14 protein-coding genes and 1 tRNA gene are annotated in these 13,602 nt (G+C 69.8%); 8 read left to right on the forward strand and 7 right to left on the reverse strand.

Annotated features, from left to right (window positions below):
- Positions 1–25 precede the first annotated feature (25 nt).
- Positions 26–1,621, forward strand: coding sequence for a DUF885 domain-containing protein (locus AWQ71_RS21325; protein ID WP_067135880.1), 1,596 nt, complete (start codon positions 26–28; stop codon positions 1,619–1,621).
- On the opposite strand, the gene AWQ71_RS21330 is transcribed toward AWQ71_RS21325, so the two are convergent.
- Entirely contained in the window at positions 1,608–2,249 is a 642-nt protein-coding gene (locus tag AWQ71_RS21330) for a class II aldolase/adducin family protein (RefSeq protein WP_067135882.1), read from the reverse strand. The two genes, AWQ71_RS21325 and AWQ71_RS21330, sit on opposite strands and share 14 nt — an antisense overlap.
- 232 nt (positions 2,250–2,481) lie before the next feature.
- On the opposite strand from AWQ71_RS21330, the gene ngcE reads away from it, so the two are divergent.
- From ngcE to AWQ71_RS21350, 4 genes are read left to right on the forward strand one after another with little or no spacing between them, the layout of a single operon-like run.
- Positions 2,482–3,939: an N-acetylglucosamine/diacetylchitobiose ABC transporter substrate-binding protein gene (gene ngcE / locus AWQ71_RS21335; RefSeq protein WP_067135884.1), complete on the forward strand. Its 1,458-nt coding sequence runs from the start codon at positions 2,482–2,484 to the stop codon at positions 3,937–3,939.
- Positions 3,940–3,943: 4 nt separating this feature from the next.
- On the forward strand, positions 3,944–4,888 hold the full coding sequence (locus AWQ71_RS21340; RefSeq protein WP_245658396.1) for a carbohydrate ABC transporter permease: 945 nt from the start codon (positions 3,944–3,946) through the stop codon (positions 4,886–4,888).
- 2 nt (positions 4,889–4,890) lie between these two features.
- The gene (locus AWQ71_RS21345; RefSeq protein WP_067135886.1) at positions 4,891–5,754 is read left to right on the forward strand and encodes a carbohydrate ABC transporter permease; all 864 of its coding nucleotides are present in this window, start codon (positions 4,891–4,893) and stop codon (positions 5,752–5,754) included.
- Positions 5,755–5,788: 34 nt separating this feature from the next.
- On the forward strand, positions 5,789–6,049 hold the full coding sequence (locus AWQ71_RS21350) for a 4a-hydroxytetrahydrobiopterin dehydratase (RefSeq protein WP_067135888.1): 261 nt from the start codon (positions 5,789–5,791) through the stop codon (positions 6,047–6,049).
- 3 nt (positions 6,050–6,052) lie between these two features.
- On the opposite strand, the gene AWQ71_RS21355 is transcribed toward AWQ71_RS21350, so the two are convergent.
- Positions 6,053–6,886 carry a spermidine synthase gene (locus tag AWQ71_RS21355; protein ID WP_067135891.1) on the reverse strand — a complete coding sequence of 278 codons (834 nt, stop codon included), beginning with the start codon at positions 6,884–6,886 and terminating at the stop codon, positions 6,053–6,055.
- 61 nt (positions 6,887–6,947) lie between these two features.
- Here AWQ71_RS21355 and AWQ71_RS21360 point away from each other — a divergent pair, with 61 nt between their 5' ends.
- Together AWQ71_RS21360 and lat are read left to right on the forward strand one after the other, a co-directional pair.
- On the forward strand, positions 6,948–8,594 hold the full coding sequence (locus tag AWQ71_RS21360) for a penicillin-binding transpeptidase domain-containing protein (protein ID WP_169806598.1): 1,647 nt from the start codon (positions 6,948–6,950) through the stop codon (positions 8,592–8,594).
- A 134-nt stretch (positions 8,595–8,728) separates the two neighbouring features.
- Positions 8,729–10,009, forward strand: a complete 1,281-nt coding sequence (gene lat / locus AWQ71_RS21365; RefSeq protein ID WP_067135893.1) for an L-lysine 6-transaminase — start codon at positions 8,729–8,731, stop codon at positions 10,007–10,009.
- A gap of 12 nt (positions 10,010–10,021) precedes the next feature.
- Here lat and AWQ71_RS21370 read toward each other — a convergent pair whose 3' ends face one another.
- The 3 genes from AWQ71_RS21370 to AWQ71_RS21380 all read right to left on the reverse strand — a co-directional run bounded on the left by AWQ71_RS21370 (position 10,022) and on the right by AWQ71_RS21380 (position 11,201).
- Positions 10,022–10,237 (reverse strand): helix-turn-helix domain-containing protein, encoded by a 216-nt coding sequence (locus AWQ71_RS21370; RefSeq protein WP_067135895.1) that lies wholly within the window; start codon positions 10,235–10,237, stop codon positions 10,022–10,024.
- Between the two features lie 158 nt (positions 10,238–10,395).
- A tRNA-His gene (locus AWQ71_RS21375) sits at positions 10,396–10,468 on the reverse strand.
- A gap of 76 nt (positions 10,469–10,544) precedes the next feature.
- On the reverse strand, positions 10,545–11,201 hold the full coding sequence (locus AWQ71_RS21380) for a TetR/AcrR family transcriptional regulator (protein ID WP_067135897.1): 657 nt from the start codon (positions 11,199–11,201) through the stop codon (positions 10,545–10,547).
- A 72-nt stretch (positions 11,202–11,273) separates the two neighbouring features.
- Here AWQ71_RS21380 and AWQ71_RS21385 point away from each other — a divergent pair, with 72 nt between their 5' ends.
- Positions 11,274–11,870: a peroxiredoxin-like family protein gene (locus AWQ71_RS21385; RefSeq protein WP_245658397.1), complete on the forward strand. Its 597-nt coding sequence runs from the start codon at positions 11,274–11,276 to the stop codon at positions 11,868–11,870.
- Positions 11,871–11,877: 7 nt separating this feature from the next.
- Here the strand turns inward: AWQ71_RS21385 and orn are convergent, their stop codons facing one another.
- Together orn and AWQ71_RS41785 are read right to left on the reverse strand one after the other, a co-directional pair.
- Entirely contained in the window at positions 11,878–12,474 is a 597-nt protein-coding gene (gene orn / locus AWQ71_RS21390) for an oligoribonuclease (RefSeq protein WP_067135899.1), read from the reverse strand.
- Positions 12,475–12,496: 22 nt separating this feature from the next.
- A complete protein-coding gene (locus AWQ71_RS41785; protein WP_067135902.1) occupies positions 12,497–13,549 on the reverse strand; it encodes a DUF2510 domain-containing protein in 1,053 nt (350 codons plus the stop codon).
- Between the last annotated feature and the right edge of the window lie 53 nt (positions 13,550–13,602).

The raw sequence follows: 13,602 nt of genomic DNA on the forward strand, positions 1-13,602 counted from the left end.
AGTCTCGCGGATAGAGTCCTTGAGCATGACGCTGCTGGATGACTTCATCGGTTGGTACTTCAGGGAGAACCCGCTCCGGGCCGCGCTGCTCGGCGCCGACGGGTACGACCACACACTCGGCGACTTCACCGAGGCCGCCTTCACCGCGCGGGAACGCGCCGCGGAGCGCTGGCTGGAACGGCTGTCGGCCGAACGCGCCCCCGGCGAGACCGCGGACGACGAGATCGACCGCGAGCTGGTTATCTCCCATTTGCGTGGTTCGGTGGCGAGTGCGCGCTGGCCTGAGTGGCGGCGTGATCCCGCGCCCTACGTGAACGGGATCTTCGCCGCTCTGTTCACGCCGTTCCAGCAGCGGTTGAAGCCGGAGGCCGAGCTGGTCGAGAGCGCCGTCGCGCGGCTCGCCGAGGTGCCCGCGGTGCTCGCCGCCTGCCGCGCGAACCTCGACCCCGATCTCGCGGCCGACCTGTTGATCGCCCGCGGCCTGGGCCAGGCGCGTACGGCGCGGCGCTTCCTCACCGAGACCGTCCCCGGGCTGGTGGCGGACCCGGTGCTGCGGGCCCGGCTGGCGGCGGCGGCCGAGCCGGCCGCGGCGGCGTTCGACGACTTCGTCGTCTTCCTGTCGGGCTTCACCGCGGGCGGCACCTGGCGCATGGGCGAGGAGCTCTACTCCACGCTGCTGCGCGAGCGGGAGATGCTCGGGTACGGCGCGGCCGAGCTGCACGAGAAGGGCCGCCGCGCGTGGGACGAGATCGACGCCCGGATGCGCGAGGTCGCGCCGCGCGTGGGCTCCGGCGAGTGGGGCGAGGACTGGCGGGCGGCGATGGAGTCGCTCATGGACGACCACCCCGAGACGCTGGAGGACATGCGCGCCGAGTACGAGGCCGAGACGCTGCGCGCCCGCGACTTCGTCCGCGATCGCGGCCTGGTGACCTTCCCCGAGGGGGAGGAGTGCCAGGTGCTGCCGTCGCCGGAGTTCCAGCGGCCCATCCTGGCCGTGGCCAGCTACCTGGCGCCGCCGCCGCTCAGCGCGTCGAGGTCGGGCGTGTTCTACGTGCCGTTCACGCCGGAGGACTTCGCCCCCGAGCAGGTACGGCAGCGCCTGCGCACCAACTGCCGGGCGCAGATGCCGTCGATCGCCGTCCACGAGGCGTACCCGGGGCACCACTGGCACCTGGGGTGGATGGCGGGCAACCCGAGGAAGGCGCGCAAGATCTTCCGCACGCCCTACTTCACCGAGGGCTGGGCGCTGTACGTCGAGGGCATGCTGCACGAGCAGGGATACTTCGACACCCCGGCGACCGAGCTGGCGCACCTGGACTGCCGGATCTTCCGGGCCGCCCGGATGGTCGTGGACACCGCCCTGCACTGCGGCGACATGACGATCGAGGAGGCCGAGACCTTCATGGCGACCAAGGCGTCGCTGTCGCCGGGCACCGCCAAGGGCGAGGTCAACCGCTACTGCGCCTGGCCGACCCAGGCGCCGTCGTACCTCACCGGGGCGCTGGAGATCCGGCGGATCCGGGACGACTACGCCGGCGACCTGCGCAAGTTCCACGACCAGATCGCCGGGAACGGCGGGCTTCCGCTCGGCCTGGCCCGCCGTACGGTCATCCCGGGCTGAACGCGCGCTCGACCACCGCGGTGAGCTGCTCGTCGGTGAGGACGGTGGGGGTGCCGACGCCGAGCGCCCGCACGTAGACCTCGCACAGCCATTCGAGCAGGCGGGTCGCCTCGAACGCCTTCTCCAGAGTCGGTCCGATGGTGACCCCGCCGTGGTTGGCGAGCAGCGCGGCCTGCTTGCCGGCCAGCGCGGTGCGCACGTGCTCGGCCAGCTCGGGCGTGCCGTACGTGGCGTAGGGGGCGACGCGGACCGCGCCCCCGAGCAGCAGCGCGTTGTAATGGATCGGCGGCAGCTCGGTCGCGGTGGTCGCGACCGCCGTCGCGAAGACCGAGTGGGTGTGCACAATCGCCTGCGCGTCGGTCGAGGCGTAGACGGCCAGGTGCATCGGCGTCTCCGACGACGGCCGCGCGTCACCCTCGACGGGGTGGCCCTCCAGGTCGAGCACCGGGCAGTCCTCCGGGTTGAGCCGGTCCAGCGCCACTCCGGAGGGGGTGACCGCGACCAGGTCGCCCTTCCGGACGCTCAGGTTGCCCGAGGTCCCGATGACCAGGCCCAACTTAGCCGCCATATGGCCGTACTCACACAATTCCCGGCGAAGATCCCACATGCCGGACAACTTACTGTGCATCTCTGCATATCCGGCCCGGTCTATACCAGCTCTGATCGGATGATCCTACTTTTGATACAGCCTTTTAGCTGCTTAAACATGGATATACCCTCCGAATGTCGACCGAAGGCGATCCCGGGTGGATCACAGATTGGTCTAGACCGACTGCGGACTCTTGACGCGATTCGCGGCTCGCCGTACGTTCCAGCAATCGTTTAGGAAACTTTCCTAACTGTCCCCCCAGGAGAGTTGGATGACCAACACGCCTCGCGAGATCACCCGGCGCCAGATGATGCACCGCATCGGCCTCACCGCACTCGCCGCCGGCCCCGTGGCCGGTCTGCTCAGCGCCTGCGCCACCTCCGGCGGCGGCGGGAGCACCGCCGAACCGGCCGCCTCCGCCGGCGGAGGCGGCGCGGCGACATCGCAGGCCAACCCGTTCGGCGTCAAGGCCGACGCCCCCCTCGAAGTGGTGATCTTCAAGGGCGCCTACGGCGACGAATACGCGACCCAGTCGCACGAACCGCTGTACGTCAAGGAGTTCCCGAAGGCGAAGATCACCCACCAGGGCATCCAGGCGATCGCGCAGACCCTCACGCCGCGCTTCGCCAGCGGCGACGTGCCCGACGTGGTGAACAACTCCGGCACCGACAACCTGGACACCGGCTCCCTCGTCGCGGCGGGGCAGCTCCTCGACCTGACCCCGCTCTACGAGGCGCCGTCGATCGACGACCCGAGCAAGAAGGTCAAGGACACCCTCGTCCCCGGCACGATCGAGTCCGGCCTGGCCGGCGACCCCGCCAAGCCGTACCTCCTCAACTACGTCTACACCGCGTACGGCCTCTGGTACGACGCCAAGCTCTTCGAGAAGGAGGGCTGGACCCCGCCGAAGACCTTCGACGAGTTCAAGACCCTCGCCGACAAGATCAAGGCCAAGGGCATCACCCCGTACGCGTACGCCGGCAAGAACGCCTCGTACTACCAGTACTGGATGATCCTGATCAGCGCGGCGAAGATCGGCGGCAACCAGGTCCTGATCGACATCGACAACCTCGTCGACGGCGCCTGGACCCACGACGCCGTCAAGCAGGCGGCGGCGGCCTGGGCCGAGATCGGCAAGTACATGGACAAGTCCTACGAGGGCCTGATCCACACCGAGGTGCAGACCCAGCAGAACCAGGGCAAGGTCGCGCTCTACCCCTCCGGCTCCTGGCTGGAGCCCGAGCAGGCCAAGGACACCCCGGCCGGCTTCGAGTACGCCATGTCGGCCACCCCGTCGGTCAGCGCGTCCGACACCATGCCGTACGAGGCGATCCGGGCCGTGGCGGGCGAGCCGTACGTCCTCCCGGCCAAGGGCAAGAACGTCAACGGCGGCCTGGAGTACATGCGCGTCATGCTCTCCAAGGAGGCGGCCAAGGCCTTCACCGAGAAGACCAAGAGCCTCACCGTCGTGGTCGGCTCCACCGAGGGCCTCACGCTGTCGCCCGGCACCGAGAGCGTGGTGGCCGCCCAGTCGGCCGCCGGCGCCAACGTGGTGACCTGGTCCAGCTTCGAGCAGTGGTACAAGGAATTGGAGACCGAGCTGCGCAAGCAGACCAACGCGCTCATGTTCGGCCGCATCACCGCCGACCAGTTCTGCGCCAACATGCAGAAGGCCGCGGACAAGACGAAGGCCGACAGCTCGGTCACCAAGCAGAAGCGGACCGCGTGATCCCATGCGGCATGGCAAGCTGTCCTCGGCCTCGCCGATGGCGCTGAGGCGGTACGGGTTCATCCTGGCCTTCCTCGCTGCGCCGCTGGTCCTCTACGTCGTCTTCGTGATCGCGCCGTACGTCCAGGCGTTCCAGATCGCGCTCACCAACTGGAAGGGCATCTCCCCGGACTTCGACTATGTCGGCTTCGAGAACTTCGGGAAGATGTTCGCCGACGACGTCTTCTGGCAGGCGGTGCGCCATCACGGGCTGTTGCTGCTCGTCATGCCGCTGGCCACCATCGCCATCGCGCTGTTCTTCTCGTTCCTCCTCAACGTCGGGGGCGGGCAGGCGAACGGGCGGCGCACCGGTGTGCGCGGGTCGGCCTTCTACAAGATCGTGTTCTTCTTTCCGCAGGTCCTCGCCGTCGCCATCGTCGGCGTGCTGTTCCAGGCGATCCTGCGCCCGGACAAGACCGGCGTGGTCAACAGCGTCCTCGGGGCCGTGGGGATCGACCCCGTGGGCTGGCTGATCAACCCCGACCTGGCGCTGTGGACCATCATGGGCGTGATGGTCTGGCAGGCCGTCGGCTTCTACGTCGTGCTCTTCTCGGCCGGCATGTCGTCCATCCCGCCGGAGGTGTTCGAGGCGGCGGCGCTGGACGGCGCGGGACGGTTCACGCTCTTCTTCAAAATCACCCTGCCGCTGCTCTGGGACACCCTGCAGGTCGGCTGGGTCTATCTCGGCATCGCCGCGTTCGACGGGTTCGCCCTGGTCCAGGTTCTCTCCGTGGACCGGGGTGGCCCCGACAACGCGACCACGGTGCTGCCGCTGGAGATCTGGCGCCAGGCGTTCACCTTCTCCAAGTATGGCTACGCCTCCGCTATGGGCGTCGCCCTGTTCTTCCTCACCCTGACGTTCGCCGTCCTCACCCTGCGGGTCACGCGGCGCGAGAGGATCGAGTTCTAGACATGACACGTCCCCCGCAGCGCACGGGCGGCCGGGTCGGCGTCTTCGGCCCGCTGTCGCACCTGGCCCTGGTCGTCTGGGCGATCCTGGTGATCTTCCCGATCATCTGGACGTTCCTCGGCTCCTTCAAGACCAACACGGAGATCTTCGGCGAGCACCCCCTGGGCCTGCCGGCGACCTTCCACTGGGACGCCTGGGGTCGCGCCTGGGCCAAGGCCCACATCGGCCAGTACCTGGTCAACACCGTGATCGTGGTGGCCGTGTCCACCTTCTTCACGATGCTGCTCAGCTCGATGGCGGCGTACGTGCTGGCCCGGTACCGGTTCCCCGGCAGCAAAGCGATCTATCTGCTGTTCGTCTCCGGCCTGTCGTTCCCGGTCTTCCTCGCGCTGGTCCCGCTGTTCCTCACGGTGAAGAACCTCGGCCTGCTCGGCACGCACACCGGCGTGGTCATCGTCTACGTCGCGTACTCGCTGCCGTTCTCGGTGTTCTTCCTGACCGCGTTCTTCAAGACGCTGCCGACCTCGGTGGCCGAGGCCGCGATGATGGACGGCGCCTCGCACACGCGCACGTTCTTCCAGGTCATGCTGCCGATGGCGAAACCCGGCCTGATCAGCATCACGATCTTCAACATCCTGGGCCAGTGGAACCAGTACCTGCTGCCGATCGTGCTGCTGCCGGGCAACGCCGAGGAGAAGTGGCTGATCACCCAGGGCATCGCCAACATCTCCACCAACGCCGGCTACGAGGCCGACTGGGCGGGGCTGTTCGCGGCGCTCTGCATGGCGATCATCCCGATGCTGATCGTCTACATCGTCTTCCAGCGGCAGATCCAGTCGGGCCTCACCGCGGGCGCGCTCAAATAGCGCCGCGGCCGCCTCCCGTGATCTCCTTGTCCGCATGGGCGAACCGACCACGTGGCAGACCGACGGCGACACGATCCGCAGGACCGTGATCGCCCCCGATTTCCGCACCGCCATCGCGATCGTGAACGAGATCGCGGAGGAGGCGGAGAAGATGAACCACCATCCCGACATCGACATCAGGTGGCGCACCCTGCACCTCGCGCTCACCACGCACGACGCGGGCGGCCTGACCGAGCTGGACTACACGCTCGCCGCCCGCATCGACGAGATCGCGGCCGCCCACGGGGCGAGCTGACCGTCAGTCGAAGAGGCCGGGCGGCGGCACGGGCGAGACGACCGGTTCGCCGTCCCTGATCGGGGCGGCGCCGGCGACGAAGTTCGTCAGCTCCCTGCCGTACAGGCAGCGGGCCTGGGTCAGGCCGCCCGCCGCCCGGCGGGTGACCGCCCCGACCGGCAGCTCCACCGGGGACGCCGCCACGATCAGGTTGCCGAAGCGCCGTCCCCGGAGGATGCCGGGCTCGGCCAGCAGCAGCACGTGGCGGAACGCGCCGAGCACCGTGGCGAGTAGCCGCCGGGCGAACGGCAGGCCCTTCCCGTCGGCCACGTTGATCAGCAGCGTGCCGCCGGGGCGCAGGATCCGCCGCATCTCGGCGAGGTATTCGGTGGTGGCCAGCTCGGCCGGCATGACCGCGCCGGAGAAGGCGTCGAGCACGACCAGGTCCGCGGACGCGTCGTCCAGCCCGGCTGCGGCCGCCCGCCCGTCGAGCACCCGCACCTTCAGCCGGGGCACCGACTTCAGCCGGAGCTGCTCGCGGACGAGCCGGACCAGTTCGGCGTCCGGCTCGATCACGATGTGCCGGGAGCCGGGCCGGGCCGCGGCGAGGTAGCGGGGCAGCGTGCAGGCCCCGCCTCCGATGTGGACGGCGTCGAGCGGCCCCTCGGGGAGGCAGCCGATCACCTCGGCCATCAGCCGGACGTAGTCGAAGTCGAGGTAGGTCGGATCGGCCAGGTCCACGTACGACTGGGCGACGCCGTTCATGACGAGCATCCACCCGTCCGGCCGGTCGAGGTCCCGCAGGAGCTCCACCTCGCCATATGTCACGGGATAGCGGCCCTGCACCGGATCTCTCAACCTTTTGCTCCCTATGCGTGGTATATCGGGGGGAGCACTCCGACCCCCCAGGAGAAACCGTATGCGCAGACGAGCGCTGCTCGCCCTCGTCGGGGTGGTCGTCGCCATCATCGTCACGAGCGTCACCGGGCTCGTCCTGCAGGGGAAGGACGAGGCCGGGACCGGCCCGCAGACGCAGCTCGTGATCGACGGACCGACGCCGCCCGCGTCAGCGCCCGACGAGGAGCCGGCCGAGGGGCAGGTCGAGGGCACGCCGGAGGAGACGGCCCGCACCTATCTGAGTGACTGGGCGACCGGCGACTACGAGTCGATGCGCGAACTCGTGGACGAGCCGCCCGCCGACTTCGCCGCCCAGCATCGGCAGCTCGACGACGCCCTCTCCGCCCAGGTCGTACGGCTCAAGCCCGGCAAGGTCACCAAAACCGGGGAGCAGACGGCCGAGATGCGCTTCACCGGGGCGCGGAAGCTGGCCGGATACGACGGCGCCTGGGACTTCGCCTCGACCCTGCGCCTGGCCGTCCGGGACCTGAGCTGGAAGGTGCTGTGGACCCCGGCCGTGATGCATCCCGACCTGGCCGAGGGGGGCGAGCTGGTCCGGATCGACGAGCCGGTGTCCGCCACGCGGTTCGTCACCAAGGAGGGGCGCGCGTTCCCGCACGAGAGCTACGCCGAGCCGTACCTCGCGGAGCTCGGCACGCGGATCCCGCAGCCGCCCTCCGGCACGGAGGTGGGGTGGACCATCGAGCTGCGGAACCCGGCCCAGCCGCCCCGGGTCCTGCTGGAGAAGAAGGCGGCGGCGTCGGAGGGGACCAAGACCACGGTCGAGGCGTTCACCCAGGCGGCCGCGGCCCGGGCGCTCGACCCCGTCCAGCAGGCCGCGATCGTCGCGGTGCGGGCGTCCACCGGGGAGGTGGCCGCGGTGGCCGACCGGCTGGGCGGCAGGGAGGCGTTCACCGGGAAGTACGCGCCCGGCTCCACCTTCAAGACGGTCACCGCCGCCGCACTGCTCGACGGCGGGCTGAGCGCCGACTCCCAGGTCCCCTGTCCGGCGACGTACACGATCCCGAACGGGCGGACGATCAACAACTACCAGGAGAAGGACCACGGAAGCGTCACGCTCCAGCAGGCGTACGCGCTGTCGTGCAACACGACGTTCGCGCGGCTCGCGGTGCAGCTCGTGAGCGCCGACCGGCTGATGGAGCAGGCGGCCGCCCTCGGCTTCGGCACCAGCCTCGCCACTGGCGTCGGCGGCACCTGCGGCAGCCTGAACAGGCCGGAGAACCCGGACGCGCTCGCGGAGGCCTCATTCGGCCAGGGCACGGTGGAGGCGAGCACGCTGTGCATGGCGAGCGTCGCGGCGGCCGTGCAGAGCGGGGCCTGGCACCCGCCGCGGCTGCTCCCGGCAGACGTGGCGGAGCGGATCGAGGGGCATGCGCCGCCCGCGAGCGTGCCGCTGAACGACACGGTGACGGCCGGGCTCCGGTCGCTGATGAGCGCGGTGACGACCGAGGGCACCGCGGCCGGGTCCGAGCTGCCCGAGGGCGTCTCCGGCAAGACCGGCACCGCCGAGGACTGGCAGGGCGGCCCGGACCACGCCTGGTTCATCGGATACAAGGACGACCTCGCGTTCGCCGTGTTCGTGAAACACGGCGGCACGGGGCGCAACGCGGCGGTCCCGATCGCCGCGCGTTTCCTGCGTGCCCTGTGAGACAGGTGTTTCTCCGGCCGATGTGCCAAGGAGGTAGTAAAACGTTCTCCAGGAGGTTCATTCGGCGGGAAAGTCTTCACATTCGACCCCGGTCGTGAGGGAATCGTGTTGTCCCGGCTCAATGTGGAGGCGATATGGACCCGAACGCCGTACACGAAGTCCTCGCCCGGCATCTGCTCGTCGACGGCTTCCGGCTGGTGCTCGATCTGGACAGGAGCTCGGGCTCCTGGCTGGTCGACGCGCGCGACGGCCGGAGATACCTCGACTTCTACACGTTCTTCGCCTCGTCGCCGCTGGGGATGAACCCCTTCGACGACGACCCCGAGTTCATGGCCCTGCTCGCGCGCGTGGCCGCGAACAAGCCCGCCAACCCCGACCTCTACACCACCCACCTCGCCGAGTTCGCCGAGACCTTCCACCGGGTGCTCGGCGACCCAGAACTGCCGCACCTGTTCTTCGTCGAGGGCGGCGCGCTGGCCGTCGAGAACGCGCTGAAGTGCGCCTTCGACTGGAAGAGCCGCTGGAATGAGGCCCACGGCCGCCACCCCGGCCTCGGCACCAAGGTGCTCCACCTCACCCGCGCCTTCCACGGCCGGAGCGGCTACACGCTGTCCCTCACCAACACCGACCCGGTGAAGACCGACCGCTTCCCCAAGTTCCCCTGGCCCCGCATCGACGTGCCCGCCATCCACTTCGGCGACGTGGAGGCCGCGGAGCGGCGCTCCCTGGCCCAGGCGCGCGACGCCTTCGCCCGCAATCCCCACGACATCGCCTGCTTCATCGCCGAGCCGGTCCAGGGCGAGGGCGGCGACAACCACATGCGTCCCGAGTTCCTCCAGGCGATGCAGGACCTCTGCCACGAGCACGACGCGCTGTTCATCGTGGACGAGGTCCAGACCGGCGTCGGGCTGACCGGCACCCCCTGGGCGTACCAGCAGTTCGGCCTGGCGCCCGACGTCGTGGTCTTCGCCAAGAAGGTCCAGGTGGGCGGGGTGATGGCCGGCCGCAGGGTGGACCTGGTCCCCGGCAACGTCTTCAACGTCAGCGGCCGGATCAACTCGACCTGGGGCGGCGGGCTGGTCGACATGGTGCGCTCGCGCCGGATGCTGGAGATCATCGAGCGCGACGAGCTGATCCCGAAGGCCGCGATCATGGGCGAGAAGCTGCTCTCCGGGCTGCAGACCCTGGAGGCCGAGGGCCTCGTCGCGAACGCCAGAGGCCGCGGCCTCATGTGCGCGTTCGACGTGCCCGACCGGGCCGGCGTGATCGCCCGGTTGCGCGACGAGGGTGCGGCCGGGGTGCTGGTCCTCCCGTCCGGCGAGCAGTCGGTACGGCTCCGCCCGGCGCTCTCGGTACAGCCGGACGAGCTGGAGTACGGCCTGGCCCGCCTCCGCGAGGTCCTCACCCCGGGCTGAGCGGGGCCGGCCTCAGTCGCCGGTCGAGTCCCGCCAGCGGCCGATCGCCGCGCTCCGCGACTCCACGCCGAGCTTGGCGTAGATGCGGTTGACGTGGTTCTTCACCGTCTTCTCGCTGAGGAAGAGGCGCTGCGCGATCTCACCGTTGGAGTGGCCCACGGCGATGAGGTCCATGACCTCGGCCTCGCGTTTGCTCAGGCTCAAACGGGTGCGGTCGTCGACTCTCATCCGGCCTCCTGGGCAGAATCAAGATCGCCGAGGCCCCCGCGCGTCCGGCGTAGCGGTCGAGAGCGAGCATAACGCGCGTAGGTCATGTTTTGTGGATCATTCTTGTGGTCGCGCCACAAAAGCAGACGGCCGGTCCTTTCGGACCGGCCGTCTTCCCGGGTGAGTGATGGGACTTGAACCCACGACATCCAGGACCACAACCTGGCGCTCTGCCAGCTGAGCTACACCCACCATGTCTGCCGCACTCGGCGGCGTACGAGAAAAGTGTAGCGGTATTTCGGAGTCGTCATGTCCCACCGCGCGGCGTTCACTGATTCGTCACCTCTGGACCCGTTTCGGCTGCCTGGTCGAGCGAGGCGCGCAGGCCGAGCAGGAGGATGCGGAAGCCGCGCCGGAACTCGTCCCCGGCGGTGACCTCCCGCGCCTCGCGGGCGGTTTCGGCCAGCAGGGGGTAGGCCTCGGGGGACAGTCGCGCCATCGCCTCCGTGCCCGCGCCGGACAGTGGCCCGAGGTGATCCATCTGGATCGAGCCGATCAGATGGCCGAGTAGGCAGCGGAGGGCGATCGCCCGGCGGTCTTCGGTGAATCCGGCGGCGGTCAGCACGCCGAGGACGGCCTCCGCCCAGCGCAGCACGTTCGCCGAGGTGTGGCGGTGGGTCAAGGCCAGCGGGATGGCCTGCGGGTGCGCGGCGGCGGCGGCGCGCACCCGTTCGACCAGCACCGTGAGTTGCTCGTCCCACGGAAGGTCGGGCGGCGGTGTCGTGTCGACGGCGGAGAGCACGAGATCGACGACGAGCCCCTCCAGCTGCTCGCGGTCGCTGACGTACCGGTACAGCGACATCGTGCCCAGGCCGAGCCGGACCGCGACGGCGCGCATCGTGAGCGCGGCGAGCCCGTCGTGGTCGATGACCGCGAGGGCGGCGGCGGCGATGTCGGTTTCGGAGTAGGAGCGAGGTCGCGGCACGGCTTGACAGCGTACAACATACGCTCATAACGTCGTAGGCGTACAACATACGCCTACGGAGAGGAGAAGGCGTTGGCGCGAAACGGGGGTTCCGGGCGGATCAGGGCAGGCGCGACGATCACCCGGCGGCGGTTCACCGCCGTCTCCGGGGAGACGATCCCGATCCCGGACGCCGACCGGCTGATCCACCTTCAGTTCCGGCGGTTCGCCGGCTGTCCCGTCTGCAACCTGCACCTGCGGTCGGTGGCGACGCGGCACGACGAGATCGCGGCCGCGGGCGTGCGCGAGGTGGTGGTCTTCCACTCGTCGGCGGAGGCGCTGCGGCCGCACACCGCGGAACTGCCGTTCGAGGTCGTCGCCGACCCGGGCAAGCGGCTCTACCGCGAGTTCGGCGTCGAGTCCGCGCCCCGCGCCCTGCTCGACCCGCGCGTCTGGGGCCGGGTGGTGTACGGAGTGCTTCGCGATCTCGGTCCCGTCCTGCGCGGGCGGCGGCCGTCGCCGTCATTCGCTCCGGAGGGCGGGCGCCTCGGGCTGCCGGCCGACTTCCTGATCGCGGCCGACGGCCGCGTGGTCGCGGTGAAGTACGGCGACCATGCCTACGATCAGTGGCCGGTGGACGAGATCCTCGCGCTCGCCCATGCGGAGCGCGAGGACCCGGCCAGGATCTGAGCGCCGGTCAGCCGGCGGAGACCGCCTCGGCGATCTCGCGTGCCGTGGCCGTGTCGGGGCCCGGCGGCGGCACGAAGACGGCCGCGCGGTAGTAGCGGAGCTCACGGATGCTCTCGGTGATGTCCGCCAGCGCGCGGTGGCCGCCCTGCTTCTCGGGGGAGGCGAAGTAGGTCCGCGGGTACCACCGGCGGGCCAGTTCCTTGATCGAGGAGACGTCGATCATGCGGTAGTGCAGGTAGTCGTCCACCAGCGGCATGTCCCTGGCGATGAACGAACGGTCCGTGGCGATCGAGTTGCCGCACAGCGGAGCCTTCTTGGGCTCGCGTATGTGGGACCGGATGTACTCCAGGACGAGGGTCTCCGCCTCCGCCAGCGTCACCCCGGTGGGAAGGGCGTTCAGCAGACCCGAGGTGGTGTGCATCTCGCGCACCACCTCGGACATCTGGGCCAGGGCCTCGGGTGGGGGTTTGATGAGGACGTCCACGCCCTCGTCAAGCTGGTTCAGCTCGCCGTCGGTGACGACACAGGCCACCTCGACGAGCGCGTCACGGCCGAGGTCGAGCCCGGTCATCTCACAGTCGATCCAGACCAGCAGGTCAGTCATGAGACCCAGAGTAGTAGGGCGTTCAACTTACTTGGAGAGAGTCCACCACCTGCTGGAGCACCGACTGGTCGAGATTGTCGGGCACCGAGATGTAGAGCATGGCCGGCTGCTGCCCCGCACCCGCGTCCACCAGGACGAACGCGCCCTTCTCCGTCTTGAACTTCCAGCCGTTGCGCCGGGACTCCGCGGTGAAGTCCATCTCGAACTCGGTCAGCCAGGCGTCGCGGCCGCCCACCTTGATCGCCTTGTTGCTCACGATCCTGCGCGCGTGCGGGGGCGAGTAGAAGGCCGGCTCGTACGCGACCAGCGCCGCGCTGGTGAGGTTGCTCAGGTCCTGCGGGCCGCTGTACGGGAAGACCGCGGGCAGCGGAGCGGCGAAGACCGAGGCGACCCAGTCGCCGTTCTTGCCGTCGAAGTTCTGCTGCGAGAGGGCCTGGTAGCCGCTCGACCACTGCGGCATCTGCTGGTTGCTCGGGTTGTTGATGTCCGCCGCCTTCGGCACCACCCACGGATCGCCCGGGAACGCGTACGACAGCCCGGTGACGGGGTCGGAGATCCGGCCGCCCGACGGCCGCGGCAGCTCGGTGAGCTGCTGCTGGGGCGGCTCCGTCTCCTGGGGAGGGACGGTGCGGTCGAGCTGGGGCGCCGTCGTCTCCGTGCCGGGCCGGGCGACCACGTCGCTGCTCTGGACCCGGAAGAAGAACACCCCGGCGGCGGACACCAGGGCGAGCACGACGACGATCGCGAGCCCGCCCAGCAGCCACGGCCACGGCGACGACTGCTTCGGCGGCGGCGCCCCGAAGCCGGGGAGGGGGAGCTGGGCCGTCTGGGACGCAGAGCCCCACTGCGGGCCGCCGCCCTGGGCCGGGAACCCGCCGTCGGAACCGCCCTGGGCCGGGAACCCGCCGTCGGAGCCGCCCTGCGCGCCGCCGGGAACGATCTGCTCGGCCTCCGGCTGGGCGCCGCCCGGCTGCTCCCTGGGATGCGTCGCGTCGGTCCACTGGGACCCGTCCCACCACCGCAACAGAGGGGAGCCGTACGGGTCCGGGTACCAGCCGGCGGGCGTCGTCGTCATGCGGGCCACATTAGCAATCCCACATCTGTTCATGAGATTGCCGGAAAACGTCG

The organism is Microtetraspora malaysiensis (assembly GCF_001528665.1).
GTDB lineage: Bacteria > Actinomycetota > Actinomycetes > Streptosporangiales > Streptosporangiaceae > Microtetraspora_A > Microtetraspora_A malaysiensis.

What these genes read in the sequence shown, in the direction of transcription:
- AWQ71_RS21370 (WP_067135895.1), bottom strand. Translation starts at nt 10,237, where the DNA reads ATGAGAGTCGACGACCGCACCCGTTTGAGCCTGAGCAAACGCGAGGCC.
- AWQ71_RS41785 (WP_067135902.1), bottom strand. Translation starts at nt 13,549, where the DNA reads ATGACGACGACGCCCGCCGGCTGGTACCCGGACCCGTACGGCTCCCCT.
- AWQ71_RS21350 (WP_067135888.1), top strand. Translation starts at nt 5,789, where the DNA reads ATGGGCGAACCGACCACGTGGCAGACCGACGGCGACACGATCCGCAGG.
- AWQ71_RS21340 (WP_245658396.1), top strand. Translation starts at nt 3,944, where the DNA reads ATGCGGCATGGCAAGCTGTCCTCGGCCTCGCCGATGGCGCTGAGGCGG.
- AWQ71_RS21330 (WP_067135882.1), bottom strand. Translation starts at nt 2,249, where the DNA reads ATGCACAGTAAGTTGTCCGGCATGTGGGATCTTCGCCGGGAATTGTGT.
- orn (WP_067135899.1), bottom strand. Translation starts at nt 12,474, where the DNA reads ATGACTGACCTGCTGGTCTGGATCGACTGTGAGATGACCGGGCTCGAC.
- AWQ71_RS21360 (WP_169806598.1), top strand. Translation starts at nt 6,948, where the DNA reads ATGCGCAGACGAGCGCTGCTCGCCCTCGTCGGGGTGGTCGTCGCCATC.
- AWQ71_RS21325 (WP_067135880.1), top strand. Translation starts at nt 26, where the DNA reads ATGACGCTGCTGGATGACTTCATCGGTTGGTACTTCAGGGAGAACCCG.
- ngcE (WP_067135884.1), top strand. Translation starts at nt 2,482, where the DNA reads ATGACCAACACGCCTCGCGAGATCACCCGGCGCCAGATGATGCACCGC.
- AWQ71_RS21345 (WP_067135886.1), top strand. Translation starts at nt 4,891, where the DNA reads ATGACACGTCCCCCGCAGCGCACGGGCGGCCGGGTCGGCGTCTTCGGC.
- lat (WP_067135893.1), top strand. Translation starts at nt 8,729, where the DNA reads ATGGACCCGAACGCCGTACACGAAGTCCTCGCCCGGCATCTGCTCGTC.